Origin of the sequence: Alloalcanivorax xenomutans, assembly GCF_032810065.1 — a bacterium.
GTDB classification, from domain to species: domain Bacteria; phylum Pseudomonadota; class Gammaproteobacteria; order Pseudomonadales; family Alcanivoracaceae; genus Alloalcanivorax; species Alloalcanivorax xenomutans.
Map to the genome: position 1 here is coordinate 2263057 of NZ_CP136538.1, position 18164 is coordinate 2281220.

Genomic DNA, 18164 nt, shown 5'->3' on the forward strand with positions numbered 1-18164 from the left:
GATCAGGAGCGACATCATGAGCGAGCAAAGCCCTCAGCCGGAACAAAAGCCGTGGATGATCTACGGCGCCAACGGCTATACCGGTGAACTGATCGCACGGGAGGCGGCACGGCGCGGGTACAAGCCGATTCTCGCCGGGCGCAACCCGGGCAAGATTCAGGCGCTGGCGGACGAGCTTGGTCTGGGAACCATGGCGTTCAGCCTGGATAACGTGGAACAAGCGACCCGGCAAATCAAAGGGATGTCCCTGGTTCTGAATTGCGCCGGGCCCTTTTCCGCCACCGCCGAACCAATGATGAAAGCCTGCATCGCGGCACGGGCCAACTACCTGGACATCACCGGGGAAATTGCGGTGTTCGAACTGGCCCAGTCGTTGAGCGACAAGGCCCGCTCCGCCGGTATCGTGCTCTGTCCGGGCGTCGGTTTCGATGTCATTCCCACTGACTGCGTCGCCGCCTCTCTGAAAGCCGCCCTGCCCGATGCCACCCATCTGGCGCTGGGCTTCGACTCTCGCTCCGGTTTTTCACCGGGCACCGCCAAGACCTCCGTGGAAGGGCTGGCGCAGGGCGGCAAGGTACGCCGTGATGGCAAGATTGTAACCGTCCCGCTGGCCTATGAAGTGCGTCGTATCGATTTCGGTGACGGCGAAAAAGAGGCCATGACCATTCCCTGGGGCGACGTGTCCACCGCCTATCACAGCACCGGTATCCCCAACATCAAGGTTTTTATTCCCGGTTCGCCCAGAATGATCAAAAGCGCCCAAAAGGCCAACTATCTCCGGCCCTTGCTGGGCATTAAGTTCGTGCAGAAGCTGATCAAGGCGCGCATCGCCAAGACCGTGAAAGGCCCCGACGAGGCCACGCGGGAGAAGATGCCCACTTTTGTCTGGGGCGAAGCCACCAATTCCCGTGGGGAAAAGAAGACCGCGCGCATCCGCACCGCCAATGGCTACAGCCTGACCATAACCGGCTCCCTGGCCGTTATCGAACATTTGATGGAGAACCAGCACACTGGCGGCGCGTACACTCCGTCGACTCTTGTCGGGGCGGAGTTGGTAGCACGGCTGCCGGAGTCCGGTGAGTTGGTGATTCAATAGCCTGATTTCATCCGTTGCCGCGCGTCGCCGCGTACAGTAAGGCATCATCCAGCCTGTCGTTTCCCCAGAACATGGCGTCACCGATCAGAAAGGTCGGGGCGCCAAACAGCCCCCGGTCCAGGGCTTCCTGGGTCTGCTCCCTCAAGCGCTGTTTGTTGTGGTCGGACTGGGCGGCCTTCAACAAGGATTCCGCCGGCAACCCCATATCCGCAAGGATACCGCCCACTTCTTCCTCGCTGTTTATGTCCCGGTCACGTTGAAAGTTATGCAGCATCACCTGGCGGTTGAATTCCGCGATCCATGGCATATCCGCTCCCAGCAGCGCCACCCGTGACGACAGCAGTCCGTTGCGGGGAAAAGTGGATGGCCGGGTCCACGGCAGCCGGTACTTTTCACATTGGCGAAGCATGTCCTGCCACACGTAACGCAGCTTTTCCTGTTGTGCCAGGAATGGCGATCCCTGCCAGCCCAGTGCCTTGAAAACGGGACCGAGCAGGAACGGCTTCCAGACAATGGCGACGCCGTGGCGATCCGCCGCCTCTTCCACCCGCATGATGCTCAGGTAACTGTAGTTGCTGCCAAAGTCGTACCAGAGCTCCATGGCTGGAGCGGTGTGTTTCGAGACCATGAGCACATCCTCTTCGATGAGAGCGGTCAGTGATGAATCAGCAGTACGCGAAGTTCGATACTATGCCGCGGAGCCACATCAGCGGGCAGCGCCGGCGGATCGAAGGCGCCATGCGGCGTAAACCGCGCGGTACCACTCAACTGGGTGTCGTACTGCTTGAAAATCAGCACCTCGTCCGGCGTCATTGCCGGGTAGTGATACCAGCGTTGGCGGGCGGTGTAGCGAGCCAGATAAATCTCGCCAGTGCGCTCCCGGTAGCGCACTTCCGCCGGGTTCAGGTCCAGTACCGAAAGAGTCGAGGCATCGCACAGTGCCAGCGGCGCATCCAGCACCGGGCCGCGTAACGGCCGCCACAAGTTAACAATGGCATAGCGACTGTGAGGCGACATACGCTCCCCCTGGCGAGCCAGCACCGTGGCCACCCTGGCCCGTCCGGAAGCCTCGCTGTAATCGTTGTGCAGCCGCCCCACCGCCCCCGGGCGGCTGCCATCACCATGCCGCCCAAACCCGGCTGTGATCTGGCCTGGCTCACGGCGGCGGACCTGATGATCGAACACCAGCGCACGATCGGCGCCGGTGGCGCGCCGGGCCATCTCCGCCATTGGCGGATAGTAGGTCGCGGCGATCCAGGCACCATCGTCCACCTGGTCCGGCACCGCTGTATCCGTTCGCAATAACCGGAACCCCTGTTTGTCCAGCCCTGGTTCGAAGTCCGCTCGACGCGCATCCAGAACCGTCATGGCCCGGGTTTCATACCGGCCTGAATCCTGGGGTGAGCCATCCTCGGGCTGATACATGTAGTGACAGGGCCGCTCGGGGCCAGGTACATGAAAACTGAGATAGGCCCGCGTGGCCGCCTCATGACGAGCAAAAGACGATGAGAGATGATTCATACGCTGCGCCTCCGTCTGGATGAGATTTCCATTGAAGGCTTCAAAGGCACGCGGCTCAAACGATCATTTTGCAACCATGACATGCATTTTACTCATGGCTTAATGCCGCCTGGGACACCAGCCATTCCGCCAATGCACGCACCGAGGCGGACGGCGACGCCGATGCCTGGATCAGCCAGTGGGCGTATTTTTGGGCTGGAGGGCCGGACCACGTTCCCACGCCAAAATCGAAGACTTGTAAGCGCCCTTCCCTGATCAAATCCGCCACCAGCGCCCGTCGTCCCAGCGCCAGCCCCTGACCGTTCACCGCCGCCTGAATCAATTGGTCGTACTGGTTGAAACGTACCAACCGCGCCGGGCGCAAATGGTTCAGTCCGGTGCTGCCGAGATGGGATGACCACTGCAGCCAGGGATGGTCAGGATCATCGAACTCCAATAGCACCTGACGGGCGAACACTTCCGGCTGGTTCAGGGCGTCATTCCGCCAGTCCGGGTGCCCGACCACGATAATTTCATCGCCGAACAGCTTGATCGCGCCCTCCGGAGCCGCGGAGCGTGCACAGTAACGAATCGCCAGATCAACGCCCTCGGTGTCCAGATCCACGACTCTGTTGTTGGCGGCCACACGCACATCCACCTCCGGGTGGCGCGTGATGAAATCGCCAAGTCGCGGCAGTAGCCACAGCCCCACCACCCCCATACTGGCGGTAATGGTGACCGGCTTGCGCTGTTCACCGCCACCCAGCGTTTCCACCAACTCCTGCAGTTCCCGCATCATCGGGTCCACCGATTGGAACAGCCGCCGGCCTTCCTCGGTCAGTCTGACGCCACGGTATTCCCGGACCAGCAATTTGCAGCCCAGGCGAGCTTCCAGGGTCTGGATCTGGCGGCTGACCGCCGATTGGGTCAGGTGCAAATCCTCCGCCGCCACGGTGATGCTCATTCTGCGGGCCACGGCGACGAAACCGCGCAGCGCGTCCATTGGCGGCAGGCGATAAAGAGGGGCTGTCATTCCTTTCTCTCATGGGAAAACATCCGCCAAGACTGCGCCTGTTGTTCCGCTTTTGTCGAGTCTATGTCGGAAATGCCAGGTCAGGAATGCTAAGTCGGGAGTGGCGGCAGGCGACAGTGGCTCACCGCGAAATCGATGAAATGACGCAGCGCCGGCAGGGCCCGGCCGCTGGCCCGATAGAACAAGGCCACATCAATCGGTGGTTGTTCCCACTCGGACCGCAGCCGGCACAAGTGTCCGGCCTCTATTGCTTCCAGCACCATATAGTGATGCAACCAGGCCAGGCCAAGCCCCTGTTTTACGGCTTCGATCATTGCCTCGGTGTCGTTGAGCCGCAGCGCCGGCCGCATAACCACTTGGCGACTACCCCACAGCCAGACACGATCCGGCGGATGCCGCATGGCATGGGTAATGAGCCGGTGTTCCGCCAATTGCTCCGGTGTTTCAGGCATGCCGTGGCGCTCTATGTAGTCCGGCGAGGCGCAAAGCCAATAGGCGGTCTTGCCAAGACTTCGCCGTACCATGCCGTTGCTGCCCGCCATCGACATGGCGAAGATCAGATCGACGTTTTCCTGCTCCAGATCCGGGAAGCGCTCGGCCAGTTCCAATTCCAGATCAATTGCCGGGTAGCGGCGCACGAATTCGTCCAGGTGTGGTAACAAAGACGTCTTCGTCAGCCAACGGGCAGCCACCACTCTCAAGGTTCCTGAAGGTTCGCCTTTGATTCGCGAGAGGCAATTTCTTTCCGCGTCGTCGAGCAGTCGTAACGTGGCCACGGCGTGCTCCTGAAAGGTTCTGCCGGCCGGAGTCAGGACCATGCGGCGGGTGGTTCTCTCAAGCAGGACAACCTCAAGGGACTGCTCCAAAGCGGACAACTGTTTGCTGACCGCCGGCGCGGACAATCCGAGCGCACGGGCGGCCGCGGCAATACTGCCGTTGTCGCACACGCTCAGGAAGGTGCTCATGTGGTCCAGTCTGGCCTTCATTAATTCGTAACTTCTGATTAAGAAAGGATTCCATTAAAGCACATTCCATCAACACCCCGGGCCTCCTAATCTTGCCCACCAAGCTGAACGGAGGCCCCATGTCCCCTACACGATTTCCCCCACCCTCGGTGATTCTGCTCGCCGCTCTTGTGACACTGCCGCAGATCGGCGAAACCATCTACACCCCCGCGCTGGCGGATCTGGCCGCGGGACTTGCCATCAGCGAAAGTCAGGCGCAGACCTCCCTAAGCGTCTTCTTTCTCGGTTTCGCACTTGGTGTTTTGGTGTGGGGTCGGTTCAGTGACCGCTGGGGACGCCGCCCCGCCCTGCTTGCTGCTCTTGCGGTCTACGCGGCGGGCAGTTGGCTGTGCGTTGGTGCAGAAGGACTGGCCATGCTGCGCGCGGGACGCGCGGTGCAAGCGTTCGGGGCTGCCGCCTGTTCGGTGGTGATCCAGGCGGTGTGCCGGGAAGCGTTCCAGGGCGAAGATCGGGTGCGGGTATTTGCCACGATCGGCATGCTGATTCCGCTGTCCACCGCAATAGGCCCTTTGCTGGGCGGCATGGTAACCACCTTGTGGGGCTGGCGGGCCGCACTGACACTGCTGCTGATGATGGGGTTGGTCCTGTGGCTGGCGGTCTGGCGCGCCTTGCCGGAGACCGGCGGCGGGCCGACGCCAGCGCTGCTGCCTGTTGTCCGGCGCATGCTGGGTGATCGCTTTATTGCCGGCATGGTGGCGGTTATCGGAATCGCCAACGGCGTGCTGTTCAGTTACCACGGGGAAGCCCCGTTTTTGTTGATTCAAAGCGGGGGGCTGACGCCCGCGGAGTACGGTCTGACTGGACTCTGGGTAGTGAGTGGCAGCGTGGTCGGCGCCATAATCCTGCGTTATTTGGGCTGGAAAGGCTGGGAAAGCGGCGCGCTCATCCGGCTGGGGCTAATCGGGATGTTGCTCGCTGCCGGCGGCCTGGCCGGTGTCGCCGGTCTGTCAACGCGGGACTTTGCCCTGGTCCCGTTCATCGCCTTCGCCGCCCTGCTATTCACCGGTTTCACCCTGACCACCACCGTCTGTCTGCACCGGGCACTGGAGCGGTACCATGATGCGCTCGGAACCGCCGGAGCCGTAATGGGACTCGCCTATTACGCCGTGGTAGCCGCCGTTACTCAAGGCATGGCGGCTTTGCACGATGGCCAGAGCATCACCTTTCCGTTGTACAGCATGGCACTGGTGTTGTTGGCCTTGCTGGCATACGTGGCGCTGTTGCGTCCGGGCCTGAAGGGCTCCTGAGTGGCACTCACGCCGGTGCCGACGAAACGATGTCCAGCACCCGCCAGTACCCCGGTGGCGCCGGTACCACTTGCCGTTCCCGCAGCATGCGGTGCATGGCTGGCAGGCGGAACCAGGGCACCGAGGCCATGGCATGATGCTCCAGGTGATAGTTGACCCGGAACGGCGCCACGAACAGACGTGCCAGCCAGCCGGCCCGGGTGGTGCGGGTATTGCGGAACATGTCGGCACAGCGTTCGGTGCCGGCGTGTTCGGCAAGCGCGCGAATGCGGATAAACAAGGGATAGGGAATCAGGTAAGCCATGACCCAGCCGAGAAACAATTGCGGATAGCCACAGAGGTAAAGCGCGGCAAACAGCAGCAGATTGCTGATCATCGTCGGCAAACTGTTGCGCAGCCACGCCCGCAGGTGCCAGACAAAGCCGCGCTTCGGCAGCCATTCCACATTGGTGGCCACGGTCCATTCCATCCGCTCGGCGTCCATCAACGCGCGGCCGAGCAGAAACTTGAGACCGGTGAGGCCGGTCAGGTCACGCAGGAACTTGCGCATCAGAGAGCGGCGGGTGGTGGGCAAATGCTCGATCAGCGAAATGTCCGCGTCCTCATCGGTACCGGTCCTGGCGTGATGGATGAAATGGTGGGCCCGGTATTTGGCCAGATTGAGTCCCAACGGCCTGGCGCACAACCAGTCGGTGAGACCTTCATTGGCCCAACGGCGCTGAAACAGCGTCTTGTGGGTGGCTTCGTGGGTGAGAATGGACAAGGCCAGTTGCCGGCCGCCCAGCAGAGCCGTCGCCAGTATCAATACCGGTATCTGCAGCCATGGTTCCCACCTCTGAGCCCAAGCCATCACCCAGAAACAGCCGGCGATAGCGGCCCAGGTGGAGGCGATCGCCCAAGCGCCCATGGCATCGGAGCGGGCGGTGAGTGCCGCCATCTCCTCACGGGTGAAAATGTCGTGAATCTTGCGACGGGTGGCGTGGTTATGTCGATATACCGCCTGATGGTCCATGACCTTCTCCCGGTGCTCTCCGGATTTCTTGTTCGGCAATCCCGTCGTGTAATGGGATGTGTATTTGCGGGTCATGAGACGTTACACCGAAAGCCCCTCAGTGTGTATCGCCGTAATAAGGCATCGGTGTCGACGGCTGACCTTACCGTAGGGAACAGCTATGCTTAAGAACCCCATACCATCCTGCCGGAGCAAGGAAGTATCGTGATCATCCATCCTCTCAGCGATCTGCATAACGAGCTGTACCGTCGTGCCGAGCCACCGGTGGCGATTCCCGACATCCCCGAGACCGACGCCGACCTGATTGTTCTCGCCGGCGATATCGACACCGGCGACCGCGGTGTGCAGTGGGCCGTGGAGCAATCCGAAAAGCACGACAAACCGGTGCTTTATGTGCCGGGCAACCACGAATATTACCGCCACGACATCCAGGATAATCTGGCCGCCATGCGCCAGCGCGCGGAAGGGACCCGGGTCCAGGTACTGGACCGGGATCAGACGGTGATCGGCGGCGTTCGCTTCCTCGGCTGCACCCTGTGGACCGATTATCTGGCCTATGACGGCGAAAGCCGGGACGAGCCGATGGCGCTGGCCGCGCAACGTATGCCGGACCATCAGTTAATCACCATCGAGGGTGTGCCGTTTCTCCCGGAACATGCACTCGCCCTGCATCAGGCCGCCGTTGAATGGCTGGACCGGCGCATCGCCGAACCCTTTGACGGTCCCACCGTGGTGATCAGCCATCACGGCCCCGCCGGCGTCTGTTGCCATCCGGTCTTCTCACCCGGACCGCTGGACGGCGCTTTCTTCTCCCGGCTGGAAGACCGTATCGGTCTGGTGGATCTGTGGATTCATGGCCATACCCATCTGTCGCTGGATCTGCCGGTGGGCGAAGGGCGCTTGATCTCCAATCAGTCCGGCTACCGCGGTGAAACCTCCGGGTTTGACTGGAACAAGACGGTCAACGTGCCAGCCTAGCGGCGAAGTATTTACTTTAATTTTTCATTGTAATTAATTGATTTAAAAAGAAACCTGAGATCAAAACCGCCCAGCGTGCAAAGCGCTGGTACTCGGCAACGGTTTGCGTTTACATGGATACAGGGCCGCGCCGGTCCGGCGGGCCTCGCCCTCAACGGGAGGAGAACCATGGCACGTAAGCCGTTGTTCCTAATCCTGCTTCTGGCGCTGGCCATGGCCGTGCTGATCGCCCTCCCCGTTTCCGCTCAATCGCCCTCCGCGCAACACTCCGCCGCATCCGCGTCACCACCTGATGTCCGCGTGATGGTCCTGGATGACGCCATCGGCCCGGCGGTCAGCGACTGGTTCGTGCGCGCGCTGGAAGACGCCAACGACGAGGCGGCGGCTTTGTTCGTGCTACAGCTGAACACACCTGGCGGCCTGGACCACTCCATGCGCGCCATGATTCGCGCCATTCTCGACTCGCGGGTGCCGGTGACCATCCACGTTGCCCCTTCCGGCAGCCGTGCCGCAAGCGCCGGCACCTATCTACTCTACGCCGCCCATATCGCGGCCATGGCACCGGCCACCAATCTTGGCGCGGCAACCCCGGTTGAGTTGGGCGGCGGCGCCCCGGCCCGCAATCCCGCCGGCAGCGATGGCGAAGATCAGAGCACCGCGCCGGACAGCGCCACCGCCCTGCGCAATAAACAGGTCAACGACGCCGTGGCGTATATCCGCGGGCTGGCGGAACTGCGCGGGCGCAATGCCGACTGGGCCGAGCAAGCGGTACGCCAGGGCGCCAGCCTGCCCGCCGAGGAGGCGCTGGAACAGAACGTCATCGACCTGATCGCCGATGACCTGCCCGCCTTGTTGTCGCGGTTGGAAGGCCGGGAAATCGAAATTCGCGGGCAGCGACACACCCTGACGCTGAGCGGCCATCAGGTACGGAACATCGAGCAGGACTGGCGCACCGGCTTTCTGGCGATCATCACCAACCCCAGTGTCGCCTACCTGCTGTTATTGGTGGGCATCTACGGCCTGATCCTGGAGTTTTCCAGTCCCGGCGTCGGCGTGGCGGGCGTGCTTGGAGGCATCTGTCTGTTGGTGGCCGCCTACGCCTTGCATCTGTTGCCGGTGAGCTACGTTGGCCTGGCGTTGATTGTGCTGGGTATAGGACTGATCGCGGCGGAAGCCCTGTCCCCCTCGTTCGGCGTGTTGGGTATCGGCGGCGTGGCCGCTTTCGTGATCGGTTCGGTGATGCTGATGGATACCGAACTGCCCGCGTTCCAGATCGCATTGCCCGTGATCGCCGCCGTCGGCACCGGATCCTTGCTTTTGATCGGCGTCATTATCCGGCTGATTACCCGCTCCCGGCGGCAGGCTCTGGTCAGCGGCGCCGATACCTTGATTGGCCAGTCGGCGGTGGCGGCTCAGGATTTCGAACTTCTCGGCATGGTACGCATCAATGGCGAGCTGTGGCGTGCCCGCGCCGCCGCCCCGGTGCGCAAGGGCCAACGATTACGGGTCATCGGCCGGAAGGGTCTGACCCTGAATGTGGAGGACGCATCATGACGATCTACTATTTCTGGATTTCACTGGCGGTCCTTTTGATCGCCTTTCTGCTCAGCGCCTTTCGGATTCTGCGCGAGTACGAACGCGGCGTGGTGTTCATGCTTGGCCGCTTCTACCGGGTCAAGGGGCCCGGGCTGATCGTGATTATCCCCATCGTGCAGCAAATGGTGAAAGTGGACCTGCGTATCCGCGTGCTCGATGTGCCCACTCAGGATGTGATTTCCCGGGACAACGTTTCGGTGAAGGTCAACGCGGTGTTGTATTTCCGCGTGATCGACGCACAAAAGGCGGTGGTCAATGTGGAGGATTTCTTCGCCGCCACCAGCCAACTGTCACAAACCACCCTGCGTTCGGTGCTGGGCAAACATGAGTTGGATGAGATGCTGGCATCGCGGGACGAGTTGAATCGCGACATCCAGGAAATCCTCGATGAGCAGACCGATTCCTGGGGCATCAAGGTCTCCAACGTGGAGATCAAACATGTGGACCTGGATGAAACCATGGTGCGGGTGATCGCACGACAGGCTGAAGCCGAACGGATTCGCCGCGCCAAGGTGATCCACGCCAACGGAGAAAAAGAGGCGGCCCAGGTGTTGCTGGAGGCGGCGCGCACGCTGTCGGAGCAGCCCCAGGCGCTGCAGCTGCGCTATCTGCAAACCCTGACGGAAGTGGCCAACGATCGCTCCAGCACCATTGTCTTTCCGCTGCCCATGGATCTGTTGAAAGGATTCTTGAAACCTGGAGAAACGGGCAGCTAATACTTTTTATTATCGGTACCAAAGGCATCCATTCTATTTGGGAATGGATGCCAATCCTGCTTTTCATTGGATATCCCAGCGGCGTGACGGGAACATGCAGTCTTTAAGAGCCTGTTTAAGATGGAGTTCCCATGATTCGTCGCGGTTTTTGGCAAGCCGGCCTGTCCTTGGTGGCGGCTGCTACTTTCGCCATGGCCTTCAAGGGTATTTTCGCCCGGCTGATCTATCAACACGGTGTCTCCGTGAACGCGCTGCTGATTTGGCGCTTTGCCCTGGCCGTGCCGCTGTTCTGGCTTGGCGGGATGTGGCTGCTGCGTCGCAATCCCGCGCCAGCTGGCGGTCTGGGACACCAACAATGGGCTCTGTGCGCCGGCACCGGATTGTTGTTCTTTATCAGCGCCTGGTGTGATTTCCATGCCATCGAAAGCCTGGGCGCCAGTCTGTCACGCATGTTGCTGTATCTGTTTCCGGCCATGGTCATGGTGTTGCAGGCGGTGGAGCGTCGACGCTGGCCCGAGGGCCGTTCCCTGCTGATCTTCACCGGCGCCTGGATTGGTATCGCTCTGGTGCTCATGCCGGGCTGGCACGGCGGCACCGTAAACCCGGCCGGTCTCGCCTACGGCTTCGGCGCGGCACTGTGCTACGCCCTGTTCTGGCGGGCCAGTCAGTCGCTGATGAAACCGCTGGGGTCGGTGCGCTTCAACCAGCTTTCCAACAGTTTCACGCTGGTGGCGATGCTGGTGTTCCTGTTGCCCGGTGTGCCGTTGCAGAGCCTGTGGTTGCCCGCACCCGCGCTCGGCTGGATGCTGGTGATGGTGGTGTTTTCCACCGTGGTCCCGTTCTTCCTCATGTTCGAGGGCATTCGCCGCACCGATACCAGCCGGGCCGGTGTGGTGTCCATGTTCGGGCCGGTGGTGACGGTACTGGCGGCAATAACGGTGTTTCCGGATGAGCACCTGGGGCCGGTGCAGTGGCTGGGCATGGCGCTGGTCCTGGCCAGCATCGCCATGCTGAAATCCGACAAGAAGCCGAAACCGGCCTGAAACCAGCCCGGCGCCTCTCTCCCGGCGGGGGAGAGGCGCCCCGGGAGGTTATTTGCTGAGGTATTTCATGGCCCGCTCCAGCCCTTCCAGGGTCAGCGGGTACATATGGTCCTCGGTGAGCTGCTTGATCCACTGGGTGGACGTGGTCATCTCCCAGGCCCTTTGCGGCTCGGGGTTCAGCCACACCACCTTCTCGTAGGTGTCCTTGATACGTTGGAACCAGACCGATCCGGGTTCTTCGTTCCAGTGCTCCACGGAACCGCCGGCGGAATTGATCTCGTACGGGCTCATGGCGGCATCACCGATGAAGATCACTTTGTAATCATTGCCGTACTTGTGCAGGACATCCCAAGTGGCGGTTTTCTCGTCCCAACGACGGCGGTTGTCCTTCCAGACATACTCATAAACGAAGTTATGGAAGTAGAAATACTCCATGTGCTTGAACTCCAGCCGGGCGGCGGAGAACAGCTCCTCGCAGAGCTTGATGTAGGGGTCCATGGAACCGCCCACGTCGAAAAACAACAACACCTTGGCACGGTTCTCCCGTTCCGGGCGCATCTTGATATCGAGCAGACCGGCGTTGCGGGCGGTGGAAGAAATGGTGTCGTCCAGATCCAGTTCTTCCTCCCGGCCGGTGCGGGCGAACTTGCGCAACCGACGCAACGCCAGCTTGATGTTGCGGATGCCCAGTTCCACCGAGTCATCCAGATTCCGGAACTCGCGTTTTTCCCAGACTTTCACCGCGCGCTTATTGCGGGAAGGGCCGGTCATGCGAATCCCTTCCGGGTTCTCGCCGTAACCACCGAACGGGCTGGTGCCACCGGTGCCAACCCATTTGTTGCCGCCCTGGTGCCGCTTCTCCTGCTCTTCCAGACGCTTGCGCAGTTCGTCGAGAATTTTCTCCAGGCTGCCCAGCCCCTTGAGCTTTTCCCGCTCTTCCGGAGACAGGGTCTTTTCCAGTTGTTTGCGCAGCCATTCGTCAGGAATCACCCGATTGAGCCATTCCGGCTCAATGTTCTCGATCCCTTCGAAATAGCTGGCGAAGGCGCGATCAAAACGATCGTAGTACTTCTCGTCCTTGACCATCACCGCCCGCGAGAGCATGTAGAAGTCCTCCACGGAGCCGAAGGCCACGTGGTGTTTGAGTGCATCGCACAGATCCAGCAGCTCCCGCAGGCTCACCGGCACCCGGTGAGTGCGCAGGTTTTCAAAGAAGCCAATCAGCATAGCAACCTCTGTGAACGGAATGAGCGTATCGGCACGGGCCGCCGATCAGCGCTCGCGCCGGTTCATGAACGCCAGGCGCTCCAGCAGTTGAACGTCCGCTTCGTTTTTCACCAGGGCGCCATACAGCGGCGGAATCGCCTTCTTGGTGTCGCGATTGCGCAGCACGTCGTCGGGGATATCGTCGGCCAGCAGCAGCTTCAGCCAGTCGATCAGCTCGCTGGTGGACGGCTTTTTCTTCAGGCCCGGTACCTTGCGCAGGTCGAAGAAAATTTCCAGCGCCTCGGAGACCAGCTCCTGCTTGATGTCCGGGAAATGCACATCCACGATTTTCATCATGGTCTGGGCATCGGGGAAATTGATGTAGTGGAAGAAACAACGGCGCAGGAAGGCGTCCGGCAGTTCCTTCTCGTTGTTGGAAGTAATGATCACGATCGGCCGCTTGGCCGCGCGCACGGTTTCGCCCGTCTCGTAGACGAAAAACTCCATGCGATCCAGTTCCTGCAACAGGTCGTTGGGGAACTCGATATCGGCCTTGTCGATCTCGTCGATCAGCAACACCACCTGCTCATCGGCGGCGAAGGCTTCCCACAGCTTGCCCTTCTTGATGTAGTTGGACACGTCCTCCACGCCTTCGGCGCCGAGCTGGGAATCCCGCAGCCGGGATACCGCATCGTACTCGTACAGGCCTTGCTGGGCCTTGGTGGTGGACTTGATGTGCCAAGCCAGCAGCGGCTTGCCCAGAGCCTCGGCCACCTGTTCGGCCAGCAAGGTTTTGCCAGTGCCGGGCTCCCCTTTGATCAACAGAGGGCGCTGCAGCGCGATCGCGGCGTTCACCGCCATTTTCAGGTCGTCGGTGGCGACGTACTGGTCGGTACCCTGGAACTGCATGCAGGAATCTCCACATCGTTTCGGAAACATGGCCGGACACTCTAGCAATCCGCGGACAGAGCGCATAGGGCCAGAACCGCCATGAAGCGGGAGGATTGTGTCATAATCCGCGACCATGAATCTGCTCCTTCTGCACCCGGAACAACATCTGGAAGGCCCGTTTTGGCGGCTCGATGCCCGCCAATGCGAGCACGTGCGCCAGGTGCTGAAATTGAGCGAAGGGGATCAGTGCCGTGCCGGCGTGCTCGACGGAGAGATAGGCTTTGCTCGTCTGGACTCCATAAAAAACAATGAGATAACAGTTTTTTTTAAAGCTTTTTCTCCCCCTCCTCCCCCGCTTGATCTGAACCTGCTGCTGGCCCTGCCCCGCCCCAAGATGCTCAAGCGGCTGCTGGTGGACGCCGCCAGCCTGGGCATCAAGCGGATTGTGTTGATCAACAGCTGGAAGGTGGACAAGAGCTACTGGCGCACCCCCAATCTGAAGGCCGGCCTGTTGCGGGAAAAGCTGCTGCTGGGACTGGAGCAGGCGATGGATACCCGATTACCCGAGTTACGCCTGGCACCGCGCTTCCGTCCTTTCGTGGAAGATGAACTGGATACCTGGGCCGGCCCCGGAGAGCGGCTGCTGGCTCACCCCGGCGATCATGCGGACCTGCCCCATCAGCAGGAGGGGCCGCTGACCCTGGCCATCGGCCCGGAAGGGGGCTGGACCCCGTTCGAGGTGGAACTGCTGGCAGCGCATGGGTTCCGCTGCCACCGTTTCGGCACCCGTATTCTGCGCGTGGAGACCGCCCTGCCCGCCCTGGTGGGGAGTCTGATGCGCCTGCCCTGATATTTGTCAGGTTACCGAACGAAACGACCCCGCCGAAGCGGGGTCGTGTTTTTCAGGGCAGCCGTCAGCGGCGGTAAGGGTTGCGCCGCGGCTTACGCGGTGGCTTGTTGCCGCCGCGCTGATGACGCAACCGGGCTCGACCATACAGACCGGTGTATTTCTTGCCTTTCAGATCCACCCTGTCCAATAGCGGGCGAATTTCTTCCTCGGTGAGTTCCTGCCAACGCCCCATGCGCAAGCCGGAGGGCAACGTCAGATCGCCGAAACGAATCCGCATCAACCGCGATACATCCAGCCCCTGTGACTGGAACAGACGGCGCACTTCGCGGTATTTCCCACCGGTAAGCGATACCTTGTACCAACGGTTGGCGGCGTCCTCGTTGTGGCCGGCCTCCTCAATGCTGTCGAACTTGGAAACCCCATCCTCCAGCATCACGCCTTCCAGCAGTGCACTGCGCTGCTCGTCGGTGAGCTCGCCACGGATACGCACCGCGTACTCGCGAACAAAACCGTTGGACGGGTGCATCAGGCGGTGTGCCAGCTCTCCGTCCGTGGTGAACAGCATCAGGCCGGTGGTATTGATATCCAGCCGTCCCACCTGCACCCAGCGCATACCCTGCAGACGCGGCAGGTTGTCAAACACCGTGGGCCGGCCTTCGGGATCATTTCGCGAGCACACCTCCCCGGCGGGTTTGTGATAAATGATCACGCGTCGAACTATGTCTTCTTCCGGCTTCACTCGAATGATCCTGCCATCCACTCTTAATACATCTTCTGGCTCCACCCGGTCTCCCAGGGTCGCCACCTTGCCGTTCACGGAGACTCGCCCGTCGGCGATCCAGACCTCCAGTTCCCGGCGCGAACCCAGCCCGGCACGGGCCAGCACCTTCTGTAACTTCTCACTCATTGGGCGAACGCTCTTCATCGGCCGTCATGTCGGCCGCCTCCTGCTCCGGCGGCTCCGGGTCCTGCTCATCGGGAGAAGCGCCCTCCTCTTCCGATGCACCCGAATCCGGCCGGCGGCGGAATTCCGCTTCAAAATTGGCGATCACCGAGTCCACCTTTTCCATGCTCATCAAGGTGGATTCGTCGATCTCCGGCTCATCGTGCATATTCAATGCCAGCACGTTGGCGTTGTCCGGTTCGGCCCCGTCTCCATCTTCTCCCTCCGGCACAGGCTCGTTCTCGGACGGCGCGTCACTGAGCGCCAGTTCCTCGTTAAGCTTGTCGAGGTCACGGATCTCCGCCAAAGGCGGCAGCTCGTCCAGACTCTTCAAATCGAAGTAATCGAGGAACTGGCGGGTGGTGGCGAACATCGCCGGCCGGCCCGGCACATCCCGGTGTCCGACCACGCGCACCCAGCCGCGTTCCATCAGGCTCTTAATAATATGGGAACTCACCGAAACGCCGCGGATCTCTTCGATCTCGCCGCGGGTGATCGGCTGGCGGTAAGCCATCAACGCCAGCGTTTCCAATACCGCCCGGCTGTAGCGGGGCGGCTTTTCCTGCCACAGGCGGCTGACCCAGGGCCCCAGCTCGGTGCGCACCTGAAAACGGAAGCCGGTGGCGACTTCCTTCAGCTCAATACCCCGTTCGGCATAATCCTCGCTCAGCGATTCCAACAACCGGCTCAGATCCGCCTTGCTGGGGCAATCCTGTTCATCGAACAGAGTCAGCATGGTATCCCGGTCCAGCGGGCCGTCGGCGGCCAGAATCGCCGCTTCCAGAATGCTCTTGATCCGCTCCGGCGACAGTTCACTCATGCCTCGCTCCCTTGTTCGGCGTCCGGGATGTCATCTTCCAATTCCAGCTGCGCGATCACATCAGACTCTTCCACCGTCACCGTTTTCGCCTTGATGTGGATCGGTGAGAACGGCGAGTTCTGAACCAGTTCCACCAGTGACACCTTGACCAGCTCCAGCACCGCCAGGAAGGTCACCACAACGCCCAGCTTGCTCTCCTCGGCGTCGAACAACTCCACGAAGGGCACGAATTCCCGCCCCTTCAGCCGGTCCAGCACATTCGCCATGCGTTCGCGGGTGGAAAGCTTTTCCCGCGATACCTGGTGGCTCTCAAACATGTCGGCTCGGTGCAGCACTTCCTTGAGCGCCAGCAGCAATTCGCGCATATCCACGTCCGGCTGCGACTTCTCACGCACATACTCCGGACGGCGGGCGGCGGCCAGGTGGATATCGCGCTCCAGCCGGGGCAGCGCCTCGATATCTTCCGCCGCCTTCTTGAACCGCTCGTATTCCTGCAACCGGCGGATCAATTCGGCGCGGGGGTCCTCGCCTTCGTCCTCTCCCTCGTTGGCCGGGCGCGGCAGCAACGAGCGGGATTTGATCTCGCCCAGCATGGCCGCCATGACCAGATACTCGGCGGCCAGCTCCAGGTTGAGCGCTTTCATCAGCTCAACGTACTCCATGTACTGGCTGGTGATTTGCGCCACCGGAATATCAAGGATGTCCAGGTTCTGCCGCTTGATCAGGTACAGCAGCAAATCCAGTGGCCCCTCGAACGCTTCCAGGAACACTTCCAGGGCATCGGGCGGAATGTACAGATCATCCGGCAGCTTGGTGATCGCCTTGCCGTAGATCAGCCCAAAGGGCATCTCCGCCTGCTGTGGAGCAGGCGGTGGCATCAGCGGATTGTCCACCGGATTCGGATCGTTCATCGCACCTTGCTCATCGGTACCTGCTTATCGACGGCTTATTCATCGATAGTGCAGTCCCATTACCGCCCGCACCTCTTCCAAAGTGGCACGAGCCTGTTCCCGGGCCTCTTCGCAGCCGTCGGACAGCACCGACCGCACCAGGTCCGGATTGCGCAAATGTTCTTCCGCCCGCTTGCGGATCGGCTCCACTTCCTCCTGCACCGCCTCGATCACCGGCTTTTTGCAGTCCAGACAGCCGATCCCCGCGCTGGTGCAGCCCTCGCGCACCCAGATGCGGGTGGCATCATCGCTGTAGACCTTGTGGAATTCCCATACCGGGCAATTCTCCGGATCACCAGGGTCACTGCGGCGCACCCTGGCCGGGTCCGTGGGCATGCGCCGGATCTTGCTTTCCACTTCCCCCGGCTCCTCGCGCAGACTGATGAAATTGCCGTAGGACTTGGACATTTTCTGACCGTCCAGGCCCGGCATGCGCGAAGCCGGGGTCAGTAGCGCCTGGGGTTCGGGCAGAATCACCTTGCCGCCACCCTCCAGGTCGCCGTAGAGCCGCTCCTTGTCACCCAGAGTAATGTTCTGCTGGTCCTGGACCAAGGCCCGGGCGGTTTCCAGGGCCGATTCATCACCCTGTTCCTGATACTGGCGGCGGTGATTCAAGTAGATACGGGACTGTTTCTTGCCCATCTTCTTGATCGCCGCGGCCACCGCCTCCTCAAACCCCGGCTCGCGGCCATAAAGGTGGTTGAAACGGCGCGCCACTTCCCGGGTCAGTTCCACGTGGGCCACCTGATCGGCCCCCACCGGCACCTGTCCGGCCCGGTAAATCAAAATGTCCGCCGCCTGCAGCAGCGGGTAACCGAGAAAACCATAGGTGCCCAGGTCCTTTTCCTTGAGCTTTTCCTGCTGGTCCTTGTAGGTCGGCACCCGCTCCAGCCAGGACAGCGGCGTGATCATCGACAGCAGCAGATGCAGTTCCGCGTGCTCCGGCACCTGGCTCTGCACGAATAGCGTGGCGGAACCCGGGTTGACCCCTGCGGCCAGCCAATCCACCACCAGATCCCAGGTGTGCTGCTCGATGCTGCCCGGATTTTCATATTCGGTAGTCAGACCATGCCAGTCCGCGACGAAAAAGAAACACTCGTACTCATGCTGCAGACGTGCCCAGTTCTTCAGTACCCCATGATAGTGTCCCAGGTGCAGACGGCCGGTGGCACGCATGCCGGAAACCACTCGTTGGGCGGGAACCACGGAACTCAAAACCGACTCCTGTCGTAAAGGCGTGAAAGCCAGCGATTATAAG

18 protein-coding genes are annotated in these 18164 nt (G+C 61.2%); 7 read left to right on the top strand and 11 right to left on the bottom strand.

The annotated features are described in order from the left end of the window. Positions 1-16 precede the first annotated feature (16 nt). The gene (locus tag RYH70_RS10525; RefSeq protein WP_317010154.1) at positions 17-1096 is read left to right on the top strand and encodes a saccharopine dehydrogenase family protein; all 1080 of its coding nucleotides are present in this window, start codon (positions 17-19) and stop codon (positions 1094-1096) included. Between the two features lie 7 nt (positions 1097-1103). Here RYH70_RS10525 and RYH70_RS10530 read toward each other — a convergent pair whose 3' ends face one another. The 4 genes from RYH70_RS10530 to RYH70_RS10545 all read right to left on the bottom strand — a co-directional run bounded on the left by RYH70_RS10530 (position 1104) and on the right by RYH70_RS10545 (position 4615). Continuing rightward, positions 1104-1724, bottom strand: coding sequence for a 2-hydroxychromene-2-carboxylate isomerase (locus RYH70_RS10530; RefSeq protein ID WP_022995041.1), 621 nt, complete (start codon positions 1722-1724; stop codon positions 1104-1106). A 26-nt stretch (positions 1725-1750) separates the two neighbouring features. Further along, complete coding sequence (locus RYH70_RS10535) at positions 1751-2617, bottom strand: CmcJ/NvfI family oxidoreductase (RefSeq protein WP_026949278.1); 867 nt, start codon at positions 2615-2617, stop codon at positions 1751-1753. Positions 2618-2705: 88 nt separating this feature from the next. After that, complete coding sequence (locus RYH70_RS10540) at positions 2706-3629, bottom strand: LysR substrate-binding domain-containing protein (RefSeq protein ID WP_026949277.1); 924 nt, start codon at positions 3627-3629, stop codon at positions 2706-2708. Between the two features lie 89 nt (positions 3630-3718). Further along, positions 3719-4615 carry a LysR family transcriptional regulator gene (locus RYH70_RS10545; protein WP_022995038.1) on the bottom strand — a complete coding sequence of 299 codons (897 nt, stop codon included), beginning with the start codon at positions 4613-4615 and terminating at the stop codon, positions 3719-3721. Between the two features lie 98 nt (positions 4616-4713). Between RYH70_RS10545 and RYH70_RS10550 the strand changes: the two genes are divergently transcribed. Further along, positions 4714-5901 carry a Bcr/CflA family efflux MFS transporter gene (locus RYH70_RS10550; protein WP_317009105.1) on the top strand — a complete coding sequence of 396 codons (1188 nt, stop codon included), beginning with the start codon at positions 4714-4716 and terminating at the stop codon, positions 5899-5901. A 7-nt stretch (positions 5902-5908) separates the two neighbouring features. Here the strand turns inward: RYH70_RS10550 and RYH70_RS10555 are convergent, their stop codons facing one another. After that, the gene (locus RYH70_RS10555) at positions 5909-6988 is read right to left on the bottom strand and encodes a fatty acid desaturase family protein (protein ID WP_253825067.1); all 1080 of its coding nucleotides are present in this window, start codon (positions 6986-6988) and stop codon (positions 5909-5911) included. Between the two features lie 129 nt (positions 6989-7117). Between RYH70_RS10555 and RYH70_RS10560 the strand changes: the two genes are divergently transcribed. The 4 genes from RYH70_RS10560 to RYH70_RS10575 all read left to right on the top strand — a co-directional run bounded on the left by RYH70_RS10560 (position 7118) and on the right by RYH70_RS10575 (position 11246). Beyond that, on the top strand, positions 7118-7891 hold the full coding sequence (locus RYH70_RS10560) for a metallophosphoesterase (protein WP_063139546.1): 774 nt from the start codon (positions 7118-7120) through the stop codon (positions 7889-7891). Between the two features lie 168 nt (positions 7892-8059). Beyond that, positions 8060-9445 (top strand): NfeD family protein, encoded by a 1386-nt coding sequence (locus RYH70_RS10565; protein ID WP_063139545.1) that lies wholly within the window; start codon positions 8060-8062, stop codon positions 9443-9445. Beyond that, the gene (locus RYH70_RS10570; RefSeq protein ID WP_055100012.1) at positions 9442-10203 is read left to right on the top strand and encodes a slipin family protein; all 762 of its coding nucleotides are present in this window, start codon (positions 9442-9444) and stop codon (positions 10201-10203) included. The genes RYH70_RS10565 and RYH70_RS10570 overlap by 4 nt, the downstream gene beginning before the upstream one ends. Positions 10204-10334: 131 nt before the next feature. Beyond that, positions 10335-11246: a DMT family transporter gene (locus RYH70_RS10575; RefSeq protein ID WP_022995032.1), complete on the top strand. Its 912-nt coding sequence runs from the start codon at positions 10335-10337 to the stop codon at positions 11244-11246. Between the two features lie 48 nt (positions 11247-11294). On the opposite strand, the gene RYH70_RS10580 is transcribed toward RYH70_RS10575, so the two are convergent. Next, positions 11295-12473, bottom strand: a complete 1179-nt coding sequence (locus RYH70_RS10580; RefSeq protein WP_022995031.1) for a vWA domain-containing protein — start codon at positions 12471-12473, stop codon at positions 11295-11297. Between the two features lie 45 nt (positions 12474-12518). Continuing rightward, on the bottom strand, positions 12519-13361 hold the full coding sequence (locus RYH70_RS10585) for an AAA family ATPase (protein ID WP_022995030.1): 843 nt from the start codon (positions 13359-13361) through the stop codon (positions 12519-12521). A gap of 115 nt (positions 13362-13476) precedes the next feature. Here RYH70_RS10585 and RYH70_RS10590 point away from each other — a divergent pair, with 115 nt between their 5' ends. Next, positions 13477-14193 carry a 16S rRNA (uracil(1498)-N(3))-methyltransferase gene (locus tag RYH70_RS10590; RefSeq protein WP_233917688.1) on the top strand — a complete coding sequence of 239 codons (717 nt, stop codon included), beginning with the start codon at positions 13477-13479 and terminating at the stop codon, positions 14191-14193. A 64-nt stretch (positions 14194-14257) separates the two neighbouring features. Here the strand turns inward: RYH70_RS10590 and rluB are convergent, their stop codons facing one another. Genes rluB through RYH70_RS10610 form a run of 4 tightly spaced genes read right to left on the bottom strand, consistent with a single transcriptional unit; the run spans position 14258 to position 18121 of the window. Beyond that, a complete protein-coding gene (gene rluB / locus RYH70_RS10595) occupies positions 14258-15100 on the bottom strand; it encodes a 23S rRNA pseudouridine(2605) synthase RluB (RefSeq protein ID WP_022995028.1) in 843 nt (280 codons plus the stop codon). Next, a complete protein-coding gene (scpB, locus tag RYH70_RS10600; protein ID WP_233917689.1) occupies positions 15093-15956 on the bottom strand; it encodes an SMC-Scp complex subunit ScpB in 864 nt (287 codons plus the stop codon). Before scpB ends, rluB begins: the two co-directional genes overlap by 8 nt. Then, entirely contained in the window at positions 15953-16867 is a 915-nt protein-coding gene (locus RYH70_RS10605; RefSeq protein ID WP_014994665.1) for a segregation and condensation protein A, read from the bottom strand. The genes scpB and RYH70_RS10605 overlap by 4 nt, the downstream gene beginning before the upstream one ends. Positions 16868-16906: 39 nt before the next feature. After that, the gene (locus RYH70_RS10610) at positions 16907-18121 is read right to left on the bottom strand and encodes a tryptophan--tRNA ligase (protein ID WP_014994666.1); all 1215 of its coding nucleotides are present in this window, start codon (positions 18119-18121) and stop codon (positions 16907-16909) included. Positions 18122-18164 lie beyond the last annotated feature (43 nt).

Bases quoted from the DNA above. Each gene is read 5' to 3' on its own strand.
- RYH70_RS10525 (WP_317010154.1), top strand. From the start codon at position 17: ATGAGCGAGCAAAGCCCTCAGCCGGAACAAAAGCCGTGGATGATCTAC.
- RYH70_RS10530 (WP_022995041.1), bottom strand. From the start codon at position 1,724: ATGGTCTCGAAACACACCGCTCCAGCCATGGAGCTCTGGTACGACTTT.
- RYH70_RS10535 (WP_026949278.1), bottom strand. From the start codon at position 2,617: ATGAATCATCTCTCATCGTCTTTTGCTCGTCATGAGGCGGCCACGCGG.
- RYH70_RS10540 (WP_026949277.1), bottom strand. From the start codon at position 3,629: ATGACAGCCCCTCTTTATCGCCTGCCGCCAATGGACGCGCTGCGCGGT.
- RYH70_RS10545 (WP_022995038.1), bottom strand. From the start codon at position 4,615: ATGAAGGCCAGACTGGACCACATGAGCACCTTCCTGAGCGTGTGCGAC.
- RYH70_RS10550 (WP_317009105.1), top strand. From the start codon at position 4,714: ATGTCCCCTACACGATTTCCCCCACCCTCGGTGATTCTGCTCGCCGCT.
- RYH70_RS10555 (WP_253825067.1), bottom strand. From the start codon at position 6,988: ATGACCCGCAAATACACATCCCATTACACGACGGGATTGCCGAACAAG.
- RYH70_RS10565 (WP_063139545.1), top strand. From the start codon at position 8,060: ATGGCACGTAAGCCGTTGTTCCTAATCCTGCTTCTGGCGCTGGCCATG.
- RYH70_RS10570 (WP_055100012.1), top strand. From the start codon at position 9,442: ATGACGATCTACTATTTCTGGATTTCACTGGCGGTCCTTTTGATCGCC.
- RYH70_RS10575 (WP_022995032.1), top strand. From the start codon at position 10,335: ATGATTCGTCGCGGTTTTTGGCAAGCCGGCCTGTCCTTGGTGGCGGCT.
- RYH70_RS10580 (WP_022995031.1), bottom strand. From the start codon at position 12,473: ATGCTGATTGGCTTCTTTGAAAACCTGCGCACTCACCGGGTGCCGGTG.
- RYH70_RS10585 (WP_022995030.1), bottom strand. From the start codon at position 13,361: ATGCAGTTCCAGGGTACCGACCAGTACGTCGCCACCGACGACCTGAAA.
- RYH70_RS10590 (WP_233917688.1), top strand. From the start codon at position 13,477: ATGAATCTGCTCCTTCTGCACCCGGAACAACATCTGGAAGGCCCGTTT.
- rluB (WP_022995028.1), bottom strand. From the start codon at position 15,100: ATGAGTGAGAAGTTACAGAAGGTGCTGGCCCGTGCCGGGCTGGGTTCG.
- scpB (WP_233917689.1), bottom strand. From the start codon at position 15,956: ATGAGTGAACTGTCGCCGGAGCGGATCAAGAGCATTCTGGAAGCGGCG.
- RYH70_RS10605 (WP_014994665.1), bottom strand. From the start codon at position 16,867: ATGAACGATCCGAATCCGGTGGACAATCCGCTGATGCCACCGCCTGCT.